We start from the raw sequence: 18,929 nt of genomic DNA, 5'->3' as shown, positions 1-18,929 counted from the left end.
GGGATAAACTATGGGAAGAGTCGCGCCTGTCGCCATCGTACTGGCATTTGCTTTGTTTCATCACCAGCCCCGGGGCGCAGAAGCGCCGCCAATGATTACATCCGAAGGATTAGCAACGGACCAGATGCTTCCTTCGCTGGATGGCTCCGCCGCTGAGTTGCCGCTCAGCGCCGCCGCGCCGGGCAACCTGACGCTCAATGACGCGGTCAATCGCGCCGTTAACTGGCATCCTTCTATTCGCGAAGCCATCGGCAAACTGCTCGCACAGAATGAACAAATAGAGGTCGCCAAATCGAAATATTATCCGCAAGTCAGCGCTGGCGTGAACAATGGGTACAGCAATACCTACACCGATCACGGGTATAGCCCCTCGCTAGTGCTGTCGGTATCGCAAATGCTTTATGACTTCGGCAAAGTGGCAAGCCAGGTTCGCGCCGAAACCGCAGGCGCAGCGCAGCAACAGGCCAATGTGTTGCTCAGTATTGATACCGTCGCGCACGAAACCGCCAACGCCATTGTACAAACGCAGAGCTGGCAGCAAATGGTAGAAGCGGCGGAAGAACAGCTCGTCGCGCTGGACAGCATCGGTAAACTTATCCGGCAGCGCAGCGATGAAGGCGCTACGTCGCTCTCTGACGTGGTGCAAACCGAAGCCAGAATCGAATCCGCCCGCTCGCAACTGGCGCAGTATCAGGCCAATCTCGACAGTGCGAAAGCCTCACTGATGAGCTGGCTGGGCTGGAATTCGCTTAACGGCATCAATAATGACTTCCCGGCGAAACTTGCTCGCAGCTGTGAGACGGCGACTCCCGACGATCGACTGGTGCCCGCGGTACTGGCCGCCTGGGCGCAGGCCAACGTTGCGCGGGCGAATCTGGACTATGCCAGCGCGCAAATGACGCCGACGATTTCGCTCGAACCTTCTGTACAACATTATCTTAATGATAAATATCCCAGTCATGAAGTGCTGGATAAAACCCAGTATTCCACCTGGGTAAAAGTTGAGATGCCGCTTTATCAGGGCGGAGGGCTGACTGCCCGACGCAACGCCGCCAGCCATGCGGTAGACGCGGCTCAGTCGACCATTCAGCGCACCCGGCTTGATGTCCGCCAGAAACTGATGGAGGCGCGCAGCCAGGCAATGAGTCTTGCCAGCGCGTTACAAATCCTTCGTCGGCAACAGCAGCTTAGCGAACGTACGCGCGAACTGTATCAGCAGCAATACCTTGACCTCGGTTCCCGCCCGCTGCTCGACGTGCTTAATGCGGAGCAGGAAGTTTACCAGGCGCGTTTTGCCGAACTGCAAACGGAAAGCCAGTTGCATCAGTTGCAACTGAACTGTCTGTATAACACCGGCGCGCTTCGTCAGGCGTTCGCGTTAAATCATCGCAGCATTCAATCCGTGGAGATCCAGCCATGACCCGCGCCGCCCCCGATGTAGAAGAGGTACTCAGTGAGCGCGCGCTAAGCCAATGGGCGCAGGCCATCAGCTATGTCGCCGGTCATTATCGCGTTGCCTGTTCTCCCGGTTCAATTCAGGCCAACGCCCCGTGGCTTAGGGGTAAAAGCAGAACGACCGCCTTAACGCAGCTCGCGCGGCAGGCGGGTTTATCCTTTCATGCGCCGGACATAGACAAAACGGCATTTAGTCAGTGGCGATTGCCGTTGGTTGTCGAGCTCCGGGACGGGCAGTTATTGGTCATCGAACATGTTAATGGCGAAGAGGCGGTAGACGTTTTTGTGATTGAAGAAGAGGGTCAGCGTAACCGCCTGACGCTCAGCGAGTTATTGCCGGAGATCCTCTATGTTGCCGCGCTACGCCCGCTATCGGCGCTCAAGGATAGCCGCGTCGACCGCTATATCTCCCGCTTTAAACCCGACTGGATGCGCGAGCTGGTTCTGCAGGATATTCGCCCTTATTTACCGGTAATGGTCGCCGCCTTTCTGATTAACGTGCTGTCGCTGGCCGGGATTGTGTTCTCTATGCAGGTTTACGATCGGGTGATCCCCGCTCAGTCATATCCTACCCTGTACGTGCTCTCCTTCGGCGTGCTGGTAGCGGTGCTGTTCGGTTTTCTGCTGCGTGAAGCGCGTACGCACATTATGGACGTGCTCGGTAAACGCGCCGATATGCGCATTTCCGATCGGGTATTCGGTCACGCGTTAAGGCTGCGCAACAGCGCTATTCCCCGTTCCACCGGCAGTTTTATCTCGCAGTTACGCGAACTAGAGCAGATCCGCGAGATGATTACCTCTTCAACGCTGGCGACCATTGTCGATCTGCCTTTCTTTTTCCTGTTTATGATAGTCCTGGCGATTATTGCCCCACCGCTGGCATGGATAGCGCCCGTGGCGGCTCTGCTGATGATCCTGCCGGGCGTCGCACTGCAAAAAAAACTGGCTGTCCTCGCCAACCAGGCCGCCCACGAAGCGACGCTACGCAATGCAGTCTTGGTCGAAAGCGTTCAGGGGCTGGAGGATATTAAACTGATGCAGGCGGAGAACCGCTTTCTTCAGCAGTGGAATAGCTATATCCGTATTACCGGCGAGTCGGGTCTACGCACCCGCAAACTCACGCAAGGGCTTATCAGTTGGGGGATGTCGGTACAAAGTCTGGTGTATGCCGCAGTGATTATGTTCGGCGCGCCGATGGTTATTGAAGGCAGTATGACTACCGGCGCCGTGGTCGCCGCGTCGATGCTCGGCTCGCGGATGATCGCGCCAATGGCTAACCTGTGCGGCGTGCTGGCGCGCTGGCAGCAGGTGAAAGCGGCGAAGATGGGTCTCGACAACATTATGCAACTGCCCACCGAGACACAGCATGACGATAGCCTGATACACCGCGACATCCTCCACGGGCATTACCTCTTTGAAAACGCTCAGTTTCGTTACCATAACGACGATCAACGCATACCGTTGCGCCTCGTGCGTCTGGAGATCATGCCAGGCGAGCGGATTGCGATACTGGGGCGTAACGGTGCGGGTAAATCCACACTTTTACAGGCGATGGCGGGCGGCCTGGAGATGATTCAGGGAGATGCCCGGCTTGATAATCTCAGCTTGTCGCACATCGATATGGCGGATTTACGCCGCAACATCGGCTTTCTTAGCCAGAACGCGCGGCTTTTCTTCGGCACCCTACGAGAGAACCTGACGCTCGGCGCGCCGCACGCCAACGATGAACAGATTTTTGACGCGCTCGAAGTCAGCGGCGGCGCCGTCTTCGTCAGGCGGCTGGCAAAAGGGTTGGATCATCCCATTATGGAGGGTGGTAACGGCCTGTCCGGCGGGCAGCGTCAGTCCCTGTTGCTGGCGAGAATGCTGCTGCGCTCCCCCAATATTGTGCTACTTGACGAACCCAGCGCCTCGCTGGACGAGCATACGGAACGAGAGTTTATTCAGCGGTTACATCAGTGGCTTGGCAATCGAACCCTGGTCGTCGCGACGCACCGGGTACCAATACTGGAGCTGGTTGAGCGTGTCGTTGTCCTGAAAGAAGGACAACTGGTGATGGATGCGCCAAAAGCGCAGGCGCTTAACGCGGATCGGATGCAAAGTCACCGTCGGGAGTGGAAAAATGAAAATCAATCAGCATGATGCCGCGATGGACGATCCCGATATTCAGCGTGAACGGGCGTTTTCCGGCGCGGGTCGTATTGTTCTGATCTGCTCACTGTTATTTCTCATTCTCGGCATCTGGGCGTGGTTTGGCCGACTGGATGAGGTTTCCACCGGCAACGGGAAAGTGATCCCCAGTTCACGCGAACAGGTTCTGCAGTCGCTGGATGGCGGCATTCTGGCGCAGTTGACGGTGCGGGAAGGCGACAGAGTTCAGGCTAACCAGATTGTCGCCCGGCTTGATCCGACGCGTCTGGCGTCCAATGTTGGTGAAAGTGCGGCAAAATATCGCGCTTCACTCGCCTCCAGCGCACGGTTAACCGCGGAAGTCAACGACTTACCTCTCGCCTTCCCCGCTGAGCTGAACGGCTGGCCGGATCTGATTGCCGCAGAGACGCGTCTCTATAAAAGCCGCCGCGCGCAGCTGGCCGATACCGAAGCCGAGCTACGGGATGCGCTGGCGTCGGTTAATAAAGAGCTGGCCATTACCCAGCGGCTGGAGAAAAGCGGCGCGGCCAGTCATGTTGAAGTGCTGCGCCTGCAACGACAAAAAAGCGATTTAGGCTTAAAAATTACCGATCTGCGCTCACAATATTATGTGCAGGCACGCGAAGCGTTATCAAAAGCGAACGCTGAGGTCGATATGCTCTCCGCCATTTTAAAAGGACGCGAGGATTCCGTCACCCGCCTTACCGTGCGTTCACCGGTACGCGGCATTGTTAAAAATATCCAGGTCACGACGATTGGCGGCGTGATCCCGCCTAACGGCGAGATGATGGAGATAGTGCCGGTAGACGATCGTCTGCTGATTGAAACCCGCCTTTCGCCGCGTGATATCGCCTTTATTCATCCCGGCCAACGCGCATTGGTTAAAATTACTGCTTACGATTACGCCATTTACGGCGGGCTTGACGGCGTGGTGGAGACCATTTCACCGGATACCATTCAGGATAAAGTGAAACCGGAAATTTTCTACTATCGCGTATTTATCCGCACCCACCAGGACTATCTACAAAATAAATCAGGACGCCGTTTTTCGATTGTTCCAGGCATGATCGCCACGGTAGATATCAAAACCGGTGAAAAAACCATTGTCGACTATTTAATCAAACCGTTTAATCGCGCGAAAGAAGCGCTGCGCGAGCGGTAAATCGTTGAAGATAAGAAGATACGGGGGCTGGTCACGCGTGTCACAAGTCTGTTATACTTACCTTACACATTGGGGCTGATTCTGGATTCGACGGGATTTGCGAAACCCAAGGTGCATGCCGAGGGGCGGTTGGCCTCGTAAAAAGCCGCAAAAAAATAGTCGCAAACGACGAAACCTACGCTTTAGCAGCTTAATAACCTGCTTAGAGCCCTCTCTCCCTAGCCTCCGCTCTTAGGACGGGGATCAAGAGAGGTCAAACCCAAAAGAGATCGCGCGGATGCCCTGCCTGGGGTTGAAGCGTTAAAACGAATCAGGCTAGTCTGGTAGTGGCGTGTCCGTCCGCAGGTGCCAGGCGAATGTAAAGACTGACTAAGCATGTAGTACCGAGGATGTAGGAATTTCGGACGCGGGTTCAACTCCCGCCAGCTCCACCAAATAAAACAAGGGGTTACGTGAAAACGTAGCCCCTTTTTCTTTGGTAGTGGCGGCAAAATGGCGGCAGCCTTAGTGACCGCTTAAGATTTTCTCAGCTTTTCGCTTGCACTCCGCTCTCTCTTTCTTTAATAAAGAAAACATCATCGCCAATTTTACAAAAGTCTTATGATAGTCACTGTTCAGCCCGGGCAGAACAGCGCTAAGGTGGGGCCACATATCCAAGCGAAGATGCTCAACGCACGAGAACATGAGGTTAAGCTGCGTTATGGCCTCTCTCTCAAGCACCATAGTTTGCATCGCATGTGATTGGTTTCTATTGAAGTAGCAATCTTCCAGTTTCTCGAACACTTCCCACGCTCGATCGGTTTCAAGCATCTTCGCGTGACGAGCTGCCCCGCGTTCTGTCCAGAGAATTAGAGAGCGGGCACGTAAGCCAACTAACCCGAAGTTATCGGGTCTGTTCTTAAACTCACGCAAATCGTCTTTTTCAAGCTTAAAGAAGTGCTTCCCCACAACAAAGCGGCAAGTGTTGTTGAGATAGTTATCAGATATGTTTTTGGCTTTCGTGCCGTACAGATTAGCGAGGAAATCAGTTGTGATAACAGGGATATTATTGTGAGTTAGCAGAGAAAGATTTTCTGCAGAAATTTGAGTAGTCATAGCGTCACCTCATTAGGTTAACCATCACCACCTACGACGCCAATCGACTGGTGGTGAACTGTGTAGGGTTGGCGTAACCGGCTACTCAAACCCGGCGCTTCCGAAGAAGCCCCCACACAGCCCACCATAATATGAATGTGCTCGTGCTTAGCGCATAAAAAAAACCGCTAACGCGGCTATGCGTTGAGTAGTTAGCCGGGACGCCAATCCCGTGTGCCGATTTTGCGGCAACGATGAGAATATAGCCCCGGCATCATTAATAAGTCAAACAGAGATGTCTCGCGCTAAAAATTCATATGCCCCTGCCCACCAGGGCCGGGATGTGGCTGTACACTATTTATCTGGACCGGAGTGACAATATACCGCACTACCGTTTCGTGGGTTACAAACGTGCTACCGCAATTGATATTCTGGCACTGGCAGTAACGCTCTTTTGTGGTATCAGTGACCTGAAAACTGCTCCTGGTATGAGCTGCATGTCCACACTTTGGGCAAATCATCATAGTTATTATTCCATCACGACCTGTTTTCTCCATAATGATACATGCAAATACAAAATTGAGAACCACTCATTCTATTTCGAGATCATCAATTTTCACTTCCAGCTCCATACTGGTCGTAAATCCATTATCCGGGCTGACAGAATGCGTCAGGGTGGTAATGGTCCATTCTGCATCATCAATCGGCTGCTTAAATCCCGTCACCTTCACCGGCATTTCCGTATAGAGATCAGCCCGCCCCTCAGCGAGCTGCAGGGAAAATGAAGCAACCCCGCGCTGCAGACGTTCCCACTGCATTTTTGCTGCGCGCTCTGCATTGCTGCGGTTAGCGTAGGTACGATTAAGAACCAGCACGTTTTCATCCGTTCCCACCAGATAATCCCCCTGTTTTGCTTCCGGCTCTTTAGGTTTGGTGGTTTTCTTTCGGCGACGCTTAACTTTGGTTGTCTCTTTTTTCCTGGGTTCACGGGTATGCAGCCAGCTGGCGATAACGCCGGTATAGGCGCCACGATCAGCCAGGGTAAAACGATGACCGTCACCGGCTTTACGCTCAATAGTGATAACCGGCAGCGGCTTACCGCTCGCCGTTCTTCCCTGCCCCTGGCGGATAAACAGCAGGTTTCCATCCTTAACGGAAGCAATCGCCCCATACTGTCTCGCCAGTTTCATCAGAAAACTTGCATCACTTTCATTGGTCTGGTCCATATGATCCAGCGCCTTATCCGTCAGGTCTTTACCCAGCGCCACTTTGAGGTTATGCCGGGCGGCGATGTCCTTGACCACATCCCCCACCGTTGTCTGATGCCATGATTTTTCGCGCCGTGTATTGAGGGTTTCACGGAAATCTGCGCTACGCGCCCTGATGGTCAGCCGGTCAGGGGCACCGCTGTGTTCAATTTCATCTACGGTAAAAGCCCCTTTAGGGAAAAGCGGCTGGCCTTTCCAGCCCAGCGCCAGCTGAATCACAGCCCCACGTCGCGGCAGGGCGATCAGCCCGTCGGCGTCGTCCAGCTCCAGATCAAGCTGGTCCGCTTCAAAGCCCCGGTTATCCGTCAGTGTCAGACTCATCAGGCGGGTATCCAGCACGGTCGTCACGTCCTTACCTTCAATGACGATACTGAAAGCCGGGCTTTTGCTGTTCAGATTCAGGAGATCAGAATTAACGTTCACTGCAGCAATCCTCCAACCGTGTTTTTAATCTCCCCAATAGCAGAAGCTGCAGAGTCCTGCAGGTTGCTGAGCTGGTCACTCAGGCTCCCGAACATGTCAGAGAGCGACTCATCAACCCGTTTGAGGGTGATCGTAAACTCAATGCGCCTGGGCATTCCGCTGGCAAAAAACTCCGTCTTTGTCTGGCTCAGACTCTCAATAACAAACATGCCGTAAATGGTTCCACTGCCTTGAATCAAAGGCCATGCCTTGCCCAGTTCAGCCATTTGTTCAAGCGCCAGTAATGACAGTCTGCCGCCGGTCACTTCCGGCAGCAGACCCCCGGATAGTGTCAGTGAGTCGTTATCCGGGCCAAGAAACTGCGTTGACGGACGGCGGTTCACCCGGCTGTTGGCGGCGTGTCGCCAGCTGCGCTGATACTGCAGTTCCTGATAAGGGACAGTGCGCAGCATAAATACATATAAACCCAGTACCATCATCATGATTCATACCCCCCCTGATCGCTGAAATTGCTGCGCGCTTTTGCCCTGGCCCGGCGCTCCCGTTCGTCAAGCTGGCGTGCCACTTCACGGGCAATATCCTGCGCGTTCTGCCCAGGCTGAGCGACAATATGAATGGGCGCATTTATCTCATAACGAATAACCGGCGGCGGGCTATCTGCCTTAGCAAGCGGGGGCTGGTATGCCCTCGCAGGCAAACTGAACGGATGAAGCGGAGCCGCTTCTGCAGGTGTCGCAGCTACCCCCATCACGCCAGCAACGACAGAGGCCAGCGCAGCAGTACGCCGCCTGCTGGTAACATTTGCCGGTCCGTTCACAATTTCAGGACCATTTTCTCCGACAATGCCAAACTGCCCGCGTGGAATGATCCCGCCCGTGTCGTACATCCCCGCGTAAGCCGGGAACCCGCCTGGCGGAAGCACCACTTTGCCGTCACTGTTCACTGTGGCGGACTGCTGCTGCGTAACCTGCGCAGGTAGTTTCGCCTTTGCCGCCTCCTTACTAACAATACCGAGCTTTTCCAGCAGCCATGACACACCGGATTTAAGTGACTCAAGTGGGTGCATCACCATATTCAGACCTTCCGCCAGCGCCTCACCAAACCGACGCCCCATTGCAGCTGCGCTGTTCAGTTCTTCGGCAGTGGATTTAACCGGGGTAAGTAAATCATTGAACCAGCCCCACAAGGCCTGCACCCTGTCACCAATCCACTGAAACACGGGTCTGAGCGGCTCAAAAGCGGCGCTGATGGGCGCAGCAGCGGCTCTGAACCCTTCCACCACGCCCCCCAGAAATGCACTGATGGGCTGCCAGTATTTCCAGATAACCAGCGCCACGCCTGCCAGTGCAGCCACAACCAGCCCTACAGGACTGAGCAGCGCACCCAGCAGGCTACCAACAGCAAATAATGCCACGCGCAGCAAAGCCAGCGGACCAGAGATCAACAAACGCAGCACGCTACCTGTACGTGTGGCAGCGGCGGCTGCAGAAGGTAACGCTTTAACTGACAGCATGGACAGGCCAAACCGGATAACCGCCAGCGGTCCCAGCACAGCAGCCACCGCCACTGCCAGCGCCCCCAACCCAACAGTAATGGCTGCCGTAGCTGCCGCCACTTTCATCAGCGTGCCAGCCAGCACGGGATTCTGCTCAACCCAGCGACGCAACGCCCCGGTCACGCGCTTAACCATGCCCATAATATCCATCAGCGGCTGGCGCAGCGTTTCCCCCAGGCTGCTGAAAGCGTTTTGCGCGCCCGTCTTAACCAGCAACCACTGCGCAGACAATGAATCCTTGTTAATGTCGGATTCTTTCTGCATGGAGCCATTAGCACCACTGCCTGATGTGAGTTTCAGCTGGCGCTGCAGCTCCGGCAGGTTGTTAGCCAGCTTTGCCGCATCATCGCCAAACTCTTTGCCAAAAATCATTGTCATGGCTGACAGGCGTTTATCCTGCGGCAGATTGTTGACCTTCTCCAGAACCCGCTGAATTGTGCCCATGGCATCGGTGGTCATCTGCTTTTCAATCTCCGCCGGATTGAGTTGCAACAGATTCATGCCTTCAAAAAATCGTTTACTTTGCATGGTAGCAATGGACAGTTCACGCACCATGGCATTAGAGGCGCTGGCGGCGATTTCCGGGGCAGCCCCAAGAGAAAGGAATGTTGAACCCAGCGCCGCGGCCTTTCGGAAGTCAAGGCGGTCAGCCACGCCCCCCATACGCTGCAGGACGTTGATAATGTCCCCACCCTTTGACATGGCGTTATCGTCCAGGTAGTTCAGCGCATCGCCCAGTTGTTCAATATTGCGCGTCGGAACTTTATAGAGCTGCGCGATTTTCCCCAGTCCTTCTGCCAGTTCATCTGCGGGCAGCTCAAAGGCCGTTGCCGCTTTTGCCGCCGTGGATGCAAAAGCCAGCAGGTCACGTTTCTGCTCTTCGTAAGGATCGTCCTGATTGGTCACCCCCATGCGAGCACCACCTTCAACCAGCGCGGCATAGTCTATAGCGCCGTTCTCCATCGGCAGCTGTTCGCTGGCGGCCTTGATGGCATCCTGCATGTCATAAAACTGTTTTGTGCGGTTGCCATTATCGTCCCGCAGCCCGTTTACCTGCTTTGCCACGCCTTTCATGGCATCTTCCATGCTGGCGTAACTCTTAACTGCTGCCACAACAGGTGCGCCCATTGCCACCCCCGCAGCCGTAGTGGTAGCCCCTGCCCCGGCGATGCGATCCCGCACCTCAAGACGGCGTGAATACTGATCGCGGACGGCGTTCATTCGCGCCTGCTGTTCGCCCAGGCGTTTAAGGGATTTCTGCTGCCGGTCCAGGGCCTGCCGGGTTTCGTCGGCATTCTGCCGCAGTTCCCGCTGCACACTACTGAGTTTTTTCGTGTCCAGTCCGGCTTCATTGAGCGCAAGACGCTGGCGCTGCACCGACTGACGTAGACCGTTATATTTGCTCTGTAACTCCGTAACGCGGTTTTTTGCCTGCTCAAGCAGCCGTGCCTGCGCCGCCGTCGGGCGATTGGTAGCAGAGAATTGCGTGGCAAGTTTCGCAGTTTCTTCGCGTGCGGCTTTCAGGCTGTTACCGGTGACTGCCAGCTGCGCGCTGGCCTTGCGGAAACCGTCAATACGGCCCGCCTGAGCATCTAATTCTTTTAAACGGGCGCGGCTTTGCTGAATGGCTGCAGCCAGCTCTTTTGAGCTGGCCTGCGCGGATCGAAATGGGCGGGTGAGCTTGTCAACCGCATTAAGAATCACCTGCAGACGCAGGTTGTTGTCACTCATCGCTGGCCCCGCTTCGCTGAATTGCCTTATGCCGCCACGCCAGCACCTCAGTCAGCGGCATAACGTCAGTGATGGATGGCGACCAGTGAAAGATGGTGGCGATGTCCGCCACAAGATCATCAATCGTCAGGCTGTCGGTAAACCGGCAAGCACCGACCTCGGCAACAAAAAAGTCACCACCTCTACCGACAGCGCGGTGAGATCGGCGGGGTCCAGCTCTGCCATTTCCTGCGCGGTCAGCGTCGGGGTGGAGATTCGTGGGATCACAGTCATCATTGCGCCCACGTCCATATCCATAATGGCCTGCAGACGGGTGCCACGCAGTGCGCCGGACTGAGGCTTGCGCAGCACAATTTCGGTAATTTCAGCTTTACCGCGCATGATGGGAGTATCCAGTTTTACGGTCTTTTCAGTCAGCTTGTCGCTCATGTTCGTATCCTGTTAATGAAATACTGGCGCGGCTGCCCGCGCCGTTAAGGTTAATCAGAGGCCGAGGGCATTACGGTGTTCTTCCATCAGGTCCATGCCGCCAACGATTTCTACCATGTTGACCAGATCGACCTCATAGAGCACCTCACCATTAATGGTCAGCTTCGCGTAGCTGTTGGTACTGCTGACTTTGGTGCTGCTGCTCTCGCCGGTTTTCCACTCGCCGGAATCCACTTCTTTATGGCGCCCGCGCACAACCAGCTCAACGGCCTGCACTTCGCCGGTATCGTCACGCTGAATGGAACCGGTGAAACGCAACTGGATGCCGTCAACGGTTGCCTTGCCCATCTGCTTGAATAACAGCAGTTCGGTGCCGCCGATTGAAAATTCCGTGTCCAGTGCGCCGTCATCCAGCCCCATGTCTACGTCCACCGCGCCCGGCATACCGCCGCCGCGATACTTCTCAAACTTGCGGGTGAATTTCGGCAGGGTCAGGGACTCAACGATCCCCTGCCAGTTGTTCCCGTCGTTGAACAGGTTCAGGTGTTTTAACTTGCGTGGTAAAGCCATGATTCCCCCTTATGCAGCGACACGGCTGGCAAAATCGACCAGGTAACGATCGGTGATGCGCTGGCGCAGCATCAGGTTTTCAAGCGGAGGCACCGGCGTGTAGTCATAATCGATGGTCAGTTTCCCGGCTTTAAGGGTGTCTTTATCGTTAACAGACTCATCCAGCCAGCAGTCACCACCAATCAGGTATCCCTGGTTGACCAGACTGCGCATCTTGGCGCGTAGTCCTTCAATAATGTCGCGGGCCAGCGACGGATTAAGCACGCCATCCACCGCCCACATGTGCGCCTCCGCCATAGTGTCAGCCAGCACCTGCGCCGTGCGGGTGTAGTTCTCAAAGGCAAACAGCGGATCGTCACTGAGACAACGGGACCCCCAGAAGCGGAAACCGTCTTTGCGGATCAATGTGGTGACGTCATTTTTGTTCAGCAGTCCCGCATCGGTTGCCGGGTCCTGCAGATCCCAGAACACATCAGCGGAAATGCCGGTGACACCGTTCACACCCACATTGGACAGGGTTTTATGCCAGCCGATCTGCTCGTCGATTTTGGCACGCAGGCCGAGCGCACGGGCGGAGGCGTAAGCCGTCGCGTCTGCTTTCAGCACGGTGTCAAAGTTGATGAAGTCAGGCCAGATCAGCATTCCCTCGCGCTGACTGAAATTCTCGCGATAGGCAATAGCTTCCTCCACCGTTTTGCAGCCATTAGCAGCAAGGTAGGCAAACCCGCGCAAGCTTTGCGCCACGCCCAGCAGTTCAGTAGCAACGGCCTGAGTGTCATGTCCCGGCACCCCAAGAATGCGCGGCTTGACACCGAGCTGCGACTGCGCCGACAGTAGCGCTTTCATGCCCGTTTTCTTACCGTCGGAAGTTACGCCGCCGATAATATTGGAGGTGGTTTCCGCTTCGGTTTCGCCCTGCGCCACACGCACAACGACAGTCACGGGTTTTGCCTGATCTGCAATCGCGTCCAGCGAGCGGGCCAGCGTGCCGGACTCCCCCGCTTTACCGCTGGCGGTGAGCACATCAGTCAGCAGGACCGGCTTATTGAGGGGGAACACGGACGCATCAGCATCATCGCCGGTGCAGACCATGCCCACGATGGCAGTGCTCACCGTGGTAATAGGTCGGGTGCCCTCGTTGATTTCAACAACGCGCACCCCGTGGTGGTAATCCTGAGCCATAAGGCAGTCTCTCCGGTTGACAGGGATACCTTATGTTCTGGTTGCCAGGCGTGCGGCGCACGTATTTCACGATGTGTCAGTGCTGGTACAATATCGCCACTTTCAACGCGACTGATTTACAGGGAATTTCTTGTAAAGAGTGGAAATGCTAACATCAAAAAGCAATCCAACACGATGACGAGTTTCACCGGCGGCAAGCAACCGTCCGGCCTGCTCCCATTGTTCCGGGGTGAGCTTTGGACGCCTGCCACCAATACGACCTTTTGAACGCACCACTTCCAACCCGGCGCTGGTACGCTCAACGATCAGCTCACACTCCATTTCAATGCCAGAACGGCAAGGCTCCTCCTGAGCGAAAAGGACTTTTTTTGAAAGTTTCTGGAAAATAAAAATAGTACTATTTGTAGCATTAATTGAATCAGCCGAATTTTTCTAATTCATCAATCAGATGGACATAGCATTTGCTATAAAAAATAAAAGTATTCCTGCTATCTATATATAAATGAGTTATGTACATATAAAAGGATCATTACCGTGACAAAAATAACTTTATCTCCCCAGAATTTTAGAATCCAAAAACAGGAAACCACACTACTAAAAGAAAAATCAACCGAGAAAAATTCTTTAGCAAAAAGTATTCTCGCAGTAAAAAATCACTTCATCGAATTAAGGTCAAAATTATCGGAACGTTTTATTTCGCATAAGAACACTGAGTCTTCTGCAACACACTTTCACCGAGGAAGCGCATCTGAGGGCCGGGCAGTGTTGACAAATAAAGTCGTTAAAGATTTTATGCTTCAAACGCTCAATGATATAGATATTAGAGGTAGTGCGAGTAAAGACCCCGCATACGCCAGCCAGACCCGTGAAGCTATACTATCGGCAGTTTACAGCAAGAATAAAGATCAGTGTTGTAATTTGCTCATCAGCAAAGGGATCAACATAGCGCCTTTTCTTCAGGAAATTGGCGAAGCAGCGAAAAATGCAGGTCTGCCCGGAACAACCAAAAATGACGTTTTTACGCCAAGCGGCGCAGGGGCCAATCCTTTTATAACTCCGTTGATTTCATCAGCAAACAGTAAGTATCCACGTATGTTTATCAATCAACATCAGCAGGCATCCTTTAAAATCTATGCGGAGAAGATCATTATGACAGAAGTTGCACCACTGTTTAATGAGTGTGCTATGCCGACTCCACAGCAATTCCAACTGATACTAGAAAACATTGCTAATAAATATATACAATACACTCCCTGAACACAGAAAAACCAAAAAATATGCGGAGCCTCTTCCTGATTAATATGAACCAATAGTATCCATAATTTTCCCCAGGAACTAACTCCGGAGCTAAACCGTCATTTACCAGTGCTAAAATTATACACTCAACCATCAAAAAAAATAGCCATTGCTGCTATATAACATATAGCAGCAGTCTCTACTACATATCTATATTTTTATATCTGAGCTGGTTTCTCCGGCCAGTCTGGGTTAGCTGTATCCACCCGGTTTACCATTACGCTATAAAGTTCCCATGCTTCCAGCCGTTTAATCTCTTCATCTGTGGCAATTTTCAGTTTTACCGCCCGCGCCAGTGGCGCAATAACTGACTCTGCCTCAGCAAGAAGTTCCGCTTTTCTGGCTTCAGCCTGTGCAACCAGCTCTTCAGGCGTATATTCGCGATGCTCAACCAGTACCGGGCCTCCTTTCCTGTGCTCGATATATTTTCCGTCCACCTGGCCCTGCATCAGCTCGCGATAATACTCATCTGTCAGGGGAATTAAATCGTCAGGGTAATTATCGGATTCGGTATCCGGTTGCCAGAAAAAACCTTTTTCTTTAAAGCTGTAATAATATTCGCTCATTGATATTTATCTCCCAATCGCAAACCAGGCTACAGGAAAATTATTGACCAGATTGGCCATTCCTGATGACTTGGTGGCGGCAAAAAACTGACTGTTGCTCACCGGGTATCCGAATGCGTTATCCACCTGGGTGCCCTGAGCGTTGGTATTGGTTACAAAAACGGCAAAGCAACCAACAGGGAAAGCGCGCGGGAAATTGTAGGTTCCGTTTGAGTTACCAAGTGTTCCCCACTGCATTATAAATCCGGTGCTGTCGTCCAGAATCCAGCCCCAGTCCTGAATGCTGCCGGTATTTTTACGGGCGAAAGTCTGGTTAACATAATCAATGGTGGCGCGGGTGTTGATGTTGTTGTCACGAATTGCCAGTTCACTATTGATCCAGTCAATCGTTCCACGGGTATTTAGCTGATTAGTAATCCAGATACTCAGCCAGTTATCCCCCCACACTGAACTAAAAATGTCACCATTAGTGGTCATGCGCGCATTATCGAAATGAATATCAGTGAGCATGTGTAATCCGTTACCATTGATATAACCCACTTTGGCACCGTTACAGTAAATATCCAGTACGCCATCCGCGCTGCCGATAAATCCACTGTCACTGTCACCGATATTTATACACGGTGTGCTGCCGTCAAAAACGCCGGTTCCGATATTGCCTATACTCACGCGTTTTGTCGGGTTCAGGGTTTCTTTTAAACCGATATTTTGTACAAACCGCGGCTTGTCAGGAATGTCTGCACCGTTCTGTGATTTTTGTAGCGCATCGGCGGCACGATTTATCGTTTCTCCTAAACCGAAGTATGCGAGAAGGCCGGCGACATCTTTTCCGCTTAAATTCGTCAGCGTATTGTCCAGCGGCTGCTTTCCACCAAGAGCGTTTAACATCGTTGTGGCAAAATTCGGGTCATTCCCCAGAGCCGCTGCCAGCTCGTTCAGCGTATCCAGTGCTGCAGGCGCAGAATCCACCATTGCCGCAATAGACGATGCCACAAATTCCGTGTTCGCAATCTGTTTAGTGCTGTTACCCGCCGCTGGCGTCGGTACCTTTGGAATCCCTGTGAGTGTCGGGCTGTCCTTCTGCGCATACTGTGAATGCGGGTCCGGCGCAGCAAGATGCTTTGCCATCAGGTCGTCTACATATACCTTCAGCTCCAGCGCCTTATCATCTACATATTTACGGGTTGCCAGCACTACTGCAGGGTCAATTTTCAGGGTGATGTTATCGGTGCTGCTGGTAATCAGTACCATGCGCACGGTCTGCGTACGTCCGCTCCCTTCTGTCAGCTGCGGCTTGTAGCTCTCAGGGCAGTTACCCACAGCGATCAGCGCACCGGTTTCATCAAACAGGCCAACTTCACGAATCCACCACCCGCCCTCAGTTTCCGGGATTACCTGCTCAGCAATAATCTGGCTGTTGTTCTGCGGGTCGATATACAACATATTCAGCGCTGCGCGGCGCCTCTCAGCAACTAACGCGGTCTGTTGTGCGCTGGGTGTGGGCAGCACACCGCCACCGTCGCCCACCGCCATATGGGTAATTTTCAGCGGGACACCGAGCGCGGCGGCGCTTGCCAGTTTCGCCGCGCCGATCTCCGTCAGCAGGGTATAAAATTTTGCGCTCATGGATTCACTCTCATTGTGTCAATAACATGGACTGCCCCGCCTTCATGTGCGGTGCCGCCGGAAATGATGGTTTCGTTGATATACGGATACACCGTGATTTCTTCGCCAAGGTAGCTGGCTGCGCCAACCCAGTAAGGGCCGCTGGTCTGCATATTAATGGACATACCTGTCATGTGGCGGCTGCATGGTTTGGCATCGCTTATCAGGCGCTCAAGCTCCAGATAGGTGTCTTCGGTGATACCATGATCCTGTACGCCAATATCCAGACGGAACGTCCCCGGCGTTTCGCCGGTCTGCCACCACTCAATGATGCGGATCAGGAAGCCGAGCGGCTCAACCACACGCCGCACGGCGCTGGTTGTTCCTTTATGCTGATGGATATAGAAAGCATCCTGCACCACACGGCGTTTGACATTTTCTGTCCAGCTTTCATCCCAGCGGTCAACGGAAAACGCCCAGGCCAGATAAGGCAGGAATCTGATCGGGCAGGTTGCCGGGTTCCACAAATCACGCAGCGATATCTGCAGATCGGAAATCCCGCTGCAGGTCTGCGCCAGTCGGCGCTCAAGCGGCGGCGAACCCGGCGGCAACAGACTATTCATCCGTGCCCCCGTTGGTAACGCTCCATTCGGTACAGGATGCCGCCTGTGTCTTATCCAGCACCACATCCTCCAGAGGGGACGTCAGCTCCACACGCTGGACGCCCTCCACGTGCAACGCGGCATAAATGGCGCTGCGGCGGATATCACGTCCCAGCCGCGTCTGACTGGCGATGTACCTCTGCAGGCTGGCTTTTGCCGCCACCATAACAGGCTCCGCTTCCGGCCCCGGATAAAGAAAAATGGTAGCCTCCACCCGGTACGGGATGATCTCCGCACTACGAACCGTCAGACGGTCAGCCACCGGGCGTACACTCTCACTGTTCAGGGCTTTTTCAACCACATCCAGCAGGTCTTTTACTGCTGTACCGTCACCCTCCCGGCTCAGCACGGTAAGTACCACCTCTGCAGGGGCCGGACTGGTTGCGCTGGCATCTGCCACACGTCCGTCCGCACTTCTGGCGTGAAATTCATAGGCTCCCGTAGGGCCAGCAACGGACAGTCCCTCAAATGCTGCAGGGATGCGCTGGCGCAACGCCTCATCATCTTCCATCACTGCGGCGACCGGCGGTACTGCATCATTATCAGCAGGCACTACCGTCAGACGTTTCACGTTGCAGTTGGCTGCCAGCTGCTCAAGATCATTTCCCATCGAATAGGCCACCATCACCGCCTGCGCAGCCTCGTTAATACGCTGGCGCAGCAGGATTTCGCGGTATGTGCTTTCCTGCAGCAGCTTGGTGACGGGTTCAGATTCCAGCGCCAGCGTGCGCCGCACCGCGTCCTGTTCATCCACAGGATAAAGAGCCACAAAAGCGGCCTTGCGCTCAGCCAGCAGCGTCTCAAAATCCGGCACGTCCACTATCTGCGGCGGCGGTAACCGGGAAAGGTCAATGACTGCCATTGTCTGCTCCTGTTGATACCGAAAGGGAAACCGGTGCTCCGTTATTACTATGTCCCGTAAGCTCAACCACCATAGAGCCGTCAAAATTGCCGTTGATGGTGATGGAGTCCAGCGTAAGGCGCGGCTCCCAGCGGTTCAGCGCCACATAGACTGCAGACATAATCTGCAGGCGCAGTGCCGGGTTCTGCGGCTGGTCAATCAGGGCTGACAGTAGGGAGCCATATTCCCGGCGAGCAAGACGACTGCCCTGCGGCGTCAGCAGAATATCCCGCACCGACTGGCGCAGATGGTCGGTATCTGCAATTACCTGCCCGTCATTCCTGCTCATACCGATATACAACGTCATACCGGACCTCCCGATGTTTCCCCGCCTGACTTAACGCCAGTGTGACCGTGTTTATCCATCACGACCCCGTTAGAACTCATTGCGCCGCCGCCCTGGGTGACGCCGCCGTTGATCACCACCTCGCTGTTAATGCGTGTTGTGTCAGCCTCCACCACAAACTCACCGGTTTTGAGGGTGATATTGTCCGCCGCCTCGATCACCATGGATTTGATACCCCGGACATGCCACCGCCCGGTGGCGGGTTCGTACTCAAACCAGCCCCCGTCCGGGTACTCCGTCACGCAGCCGTCCACAGAATCCGACGGCGGCGCAAACTGATTGGAGTAGATGGCGGGCAGCACAAAAGCGGTTTCCAGATTGCCGCCCATGCTCAGTACCACCACCTGCTCATCCGGCGACGGGCACCACCATGTACGGGCACCACCGGCACGCAGCGTCAGCCAGTTAATCCAGTTAGTTTCAAGCTCGCCCACTTTCACCCGGCACAGCCAGTTTTCCCGGTCCACTTCGGTCACGGTGCCGGTGCGGATCAGGTTGGTGATAAGGCGCATGATTTCGGTTAATTGTGCGTTCATAGGGAAAGGTTGCCATC

The 18,929-nt window shown here is 54.1% G+C and carries 19 protein-coding genes, 1 other RNA gene and 1 pseudogene; 5 read left to right on the top strand and 16 right to left on the bottom strand.

All coding sequences use genetic code 11. The features are described 5' to 3' along the window. Window positions 1-10 precede the first annotated feature (10 nt). The 4 genes from QEN31_RS05840 (at window position 11) to ssrA (ending at window position 5,202) form a co-directional block, all read left to right on the top strand. A complete protein-coding gene (locus tag QEN31_RS05840; RefSeq protein WP_000533858.1) occupies window positions 11-1,420 on the top strand; it encodes a TolC family outer membrane protein in 1,410 nt (469 codons plus the stop codon). Then, window positions 1,417-3,597, top strand: coding sequence for a type I secretion system permease/ATPase (locus tag QEN31_RS05835; RefSeq protein WP_000196159.1), 2,181 nt, complete (start codon window positions 1,417-1,419; stop codon window positions 3,595-3,597). The genes QEN31_RS05840 and QEN31_RS05835 overlap by 4 nt, the downstream gene beginning before the upstream one ends. A gap of 7 nt (window positions 3,598-3,604) precedes the next feature. Then, complete coding sequence (locus QEN31_RS05830) at window positions 3,605-4,768, top strand: HlyD family type I secretion periplasmic adaptor subunit (protein WP_010989057.1); 1,164 nt, start codon at window positions 3,605-3,607, stop codon at window positions 4,766-4,768. Between the two features lie 71 nt (window positions 4,769-4,839). Then, window positions 4,840-5,202, top strand: a transfer-messenger RNA (tmRNA) gene (ssrA, locus tag QEN31_RS05825). Window positions 5,203-5,272: 70 nt separating this feature from the next. On the opposite strand, the gene QEN31_RS05820 is transcribed toward ssrA, so the two are convergent. From QEN31_RS05820 to QEN31_RS05775, 10 genes and pseudogenes are all read right to left on the bottom strand, one after another. Continuing rightward, window positions 5,273-5,863 carry an ORF6N domain-containing protein gene (locus QEN31_RS05820; protein WP_001668082.1) on the bottom strand — a complete coding sequence of 197 codons (591 nt, stop codon included), beginning with the start codon at window positions 5,861-5,863 and terminating at the stop codon, window positions 5,273-5,275. 284 nt (window positions 5,864-6,147) lie between these two features. Continuing rightward, window positions 6,148-6,366, bottom strand: a complete 219-nt coding sequence (locus QEN31_RS05815; protein WP_000972388.1) for an ogr/Delta-like zinc finger family protein — start codon at window positions 6,364-6,366, stop codon at window positions 6,148-6,150. A 66-nt stretch (window positions 6,367-6,432) separates the two neighbouring features. Next, entirely contained in the window at window positions 6,433-7,533 is a 1,101-nt protein-coding gene (locus tag QEN31_RS05810; protein ID WP_080087206.1) for a phage late control D family protein, read from the bottom strand. Continuing rightward, complete coding sequence (locus tag QEN31_RS05805; RefSeq protein WP_099949622.1) at window positions 7,530-8,015, bottom strand: phage tail protein; 486 nt, start codon at window positions 8,013-8,015, stop codon at window positions 7,530-7,532. Before QEN31_RS05805 ends, QEN31_RS05810 begins: the two co-directional genes overlap by 4 nt. Continuing rightward, the gene (locus tag QEN31_RS05800; protein ID WP_001677191.1) at window positions 8,012-10,819 is read right to left on the bottom strand and encodes a phage tail tape measure protein; all 2,808 of its coding nucleotides are present in this window, start codon (window positions 10,817-10,819) and stop codon (window positions 8,012-8,014) included. The genes QEN31_RS05805 and QEN31_RS05800 overlap by 4 nt, the downstream gene beginning before the upstream one ends. Then, entirely contained in the window at window positions 10,812-10,931 is a 120-nt protein-coding gene (locus QEN31_RS05795) for a GpE family phage tail protein (protein WP_000763316.1), read from the bottom strand. Before QEN31_RS05795 ends, QEN31_RS05800 begins: the two co-directional genes overlap by 8 nt. Before the next feature lie 14 nt (window positions 10,932-10,945). Beyond that, window positions 10,946-11,248: a phage tail assembly protein gene (locus tag QEN31_RS05790; protein WP_001280963.1), complete on the bottom strand. Its 303-nt coding sequence runs from the start codon at window positions 11,246-11,248 to the stop codon at window positions 10,946-10,948. A 54-nt stretch (window positions 11,249-11,302) separates the two neighbouring features. Beyond that, complete coding sequence (locus tag QEN31_RS05785; protein WP_001207651.1) at window positions 11,303-11,818, bottom strand: phage major tail tube protein; 516 nt, start codon at window positions 11,816-11,818, stop codon at window positions 11,303-11,305. 9 nt (window positions 11,819-11,827) lie between these two features. After that, on the bottom strand, window positions 11,828-13,000 hold the full coding sequence (locus tag QEN31_RS05780; RefSeq protein WP_000046109.1) for a phage tail sheath protein: 1,173 nt from the start codon (window positions 12,998-13,000) through the stop codon (window positions 11,828-11,830). A gap of 102 nt (window positions 13,001-13,102) precedes the next feature. Next, window positions 13,103-13,324: pseudogene (locus QEN31_RS05775) on the bottom strand (helix-turn-helix domain-containing protein); the annotation flags it as partial. A gap of 210 nt (window positions 13,325-13,534) precedes the next feature. Between QEN31_RS05775 and sopE the strand changes: the two are divergent. Continuing rightward, window positions 13,535-14,257 (top strand): SPI-1 type III secretion system guanine nucleotide exchange factor SopE, encoded by a 723-nt coding sequence (gene sopE, locus QEN31_RS05770; RefSeq protein WP_000161708.1) that lies wholly within the window; start codon window positions 13,535-13,537, stop codon window positions 14,255-14,257. 197 nt (window positions 14,258-14,454) lie between these two features. On the opposite strand, the gene QEN31_RS05765 is transcribed toward sopE, so the two are convergent. Genes QEN31_RS05765 through QEN31_RS05740 form a run of 6 tightly spaced genes read right to left on the bottom strand, consistent with a single transcriptional unit; the run spans window position 14,455 to window position 18,912 of the window. Then, window positions 14,455-14,862: a tail fiber assembly protein gene (locus QEN31_RS05765; RefSeq protein ID WP_000006337.1), complete on the bottom strand. Its 408-nt coding sequence runs from the start codon at window positions 14,860-14,862 to the stop codon at window positions 14,455-14,457. Window positions 14,863-14,868: 6 nt separating this feature from the next. After that, entirely contained in the window at window positions 14,869-16,488 is a 1,620-nt protein-coding gene (locus tag QEN31_RS05760) for a phage tail protein (protein ID WP_080087208.1), read from the bottom strand. Then, window positions 16,485-17,090, bottom strand: coding sequence for a phage tail protein I (locus tag QEN31_RS05755; protein WP_079970112.1), 606 nt, complete (start codon window positions 17,088-17,090; stop codon window positions 16,485-16,487). The genes QEN31_RS05760 and QEN31_RS05755 overlap by 4 nt, the downstream gene beginning before the upstream one ends. Next, window positions 17,083-17,991, bottom strand: a complete 909-nt coding sequence (locus tag QEN31_RS05750; protein WP_001655641.1) for a baseplate assembly protein — start codon at window positions 17,989-17,991, stop codon at window positions 17,083-17,085. The genes QEN31_RS05755 and QEN31_RS05750 overlap by 8 nt, the downstream gene beginning before the upstream one ends. Beyond that, entirely contained in the window at window positions 17,978-18,337 is a 360-nt protein-coding gene (locus tag QEN31_RS05745) for a GPW/gp25 family protein (RefSeq protein ID WP_023232920.1), read from the bottom strand. Before QEN31_RS05745 ends, QEN31_RS05750 begins: the two co-directional genes overlap by 14 nt. After that, window positions 18,334-18,912, bottom strand: a complete 579-nt coding sequence (locus QEN31_RS05740) for a phage baseplate assembly protein V (RefSeq protein ID WP_023232919.1) — start codon at window positions 18,910-18,912, stop codon at window positions 18,334-18,336. The genes QEN31_RS05745 and QEN31_RS05740 overlap by 4 nt, the downstream gene beginning before the upstream one ends. Between the last annotated feature and the right edge of the window lie 17 nt (window positions 18,913-18,929).

This window comes from Salmonella sp. SA15303 (assembly GCF_029962125.1).
GTDB lineage: Bacteria > Pseudomonadota > Gammaproteobacteria > Enterobacterales > Enterobacteriaceae > Salmonella > Salmonella enterica.
Note: the sequence above shows the minus strand (reverse complement) of the source record. Positions and strands in the feature narration are given on the sequence as shown.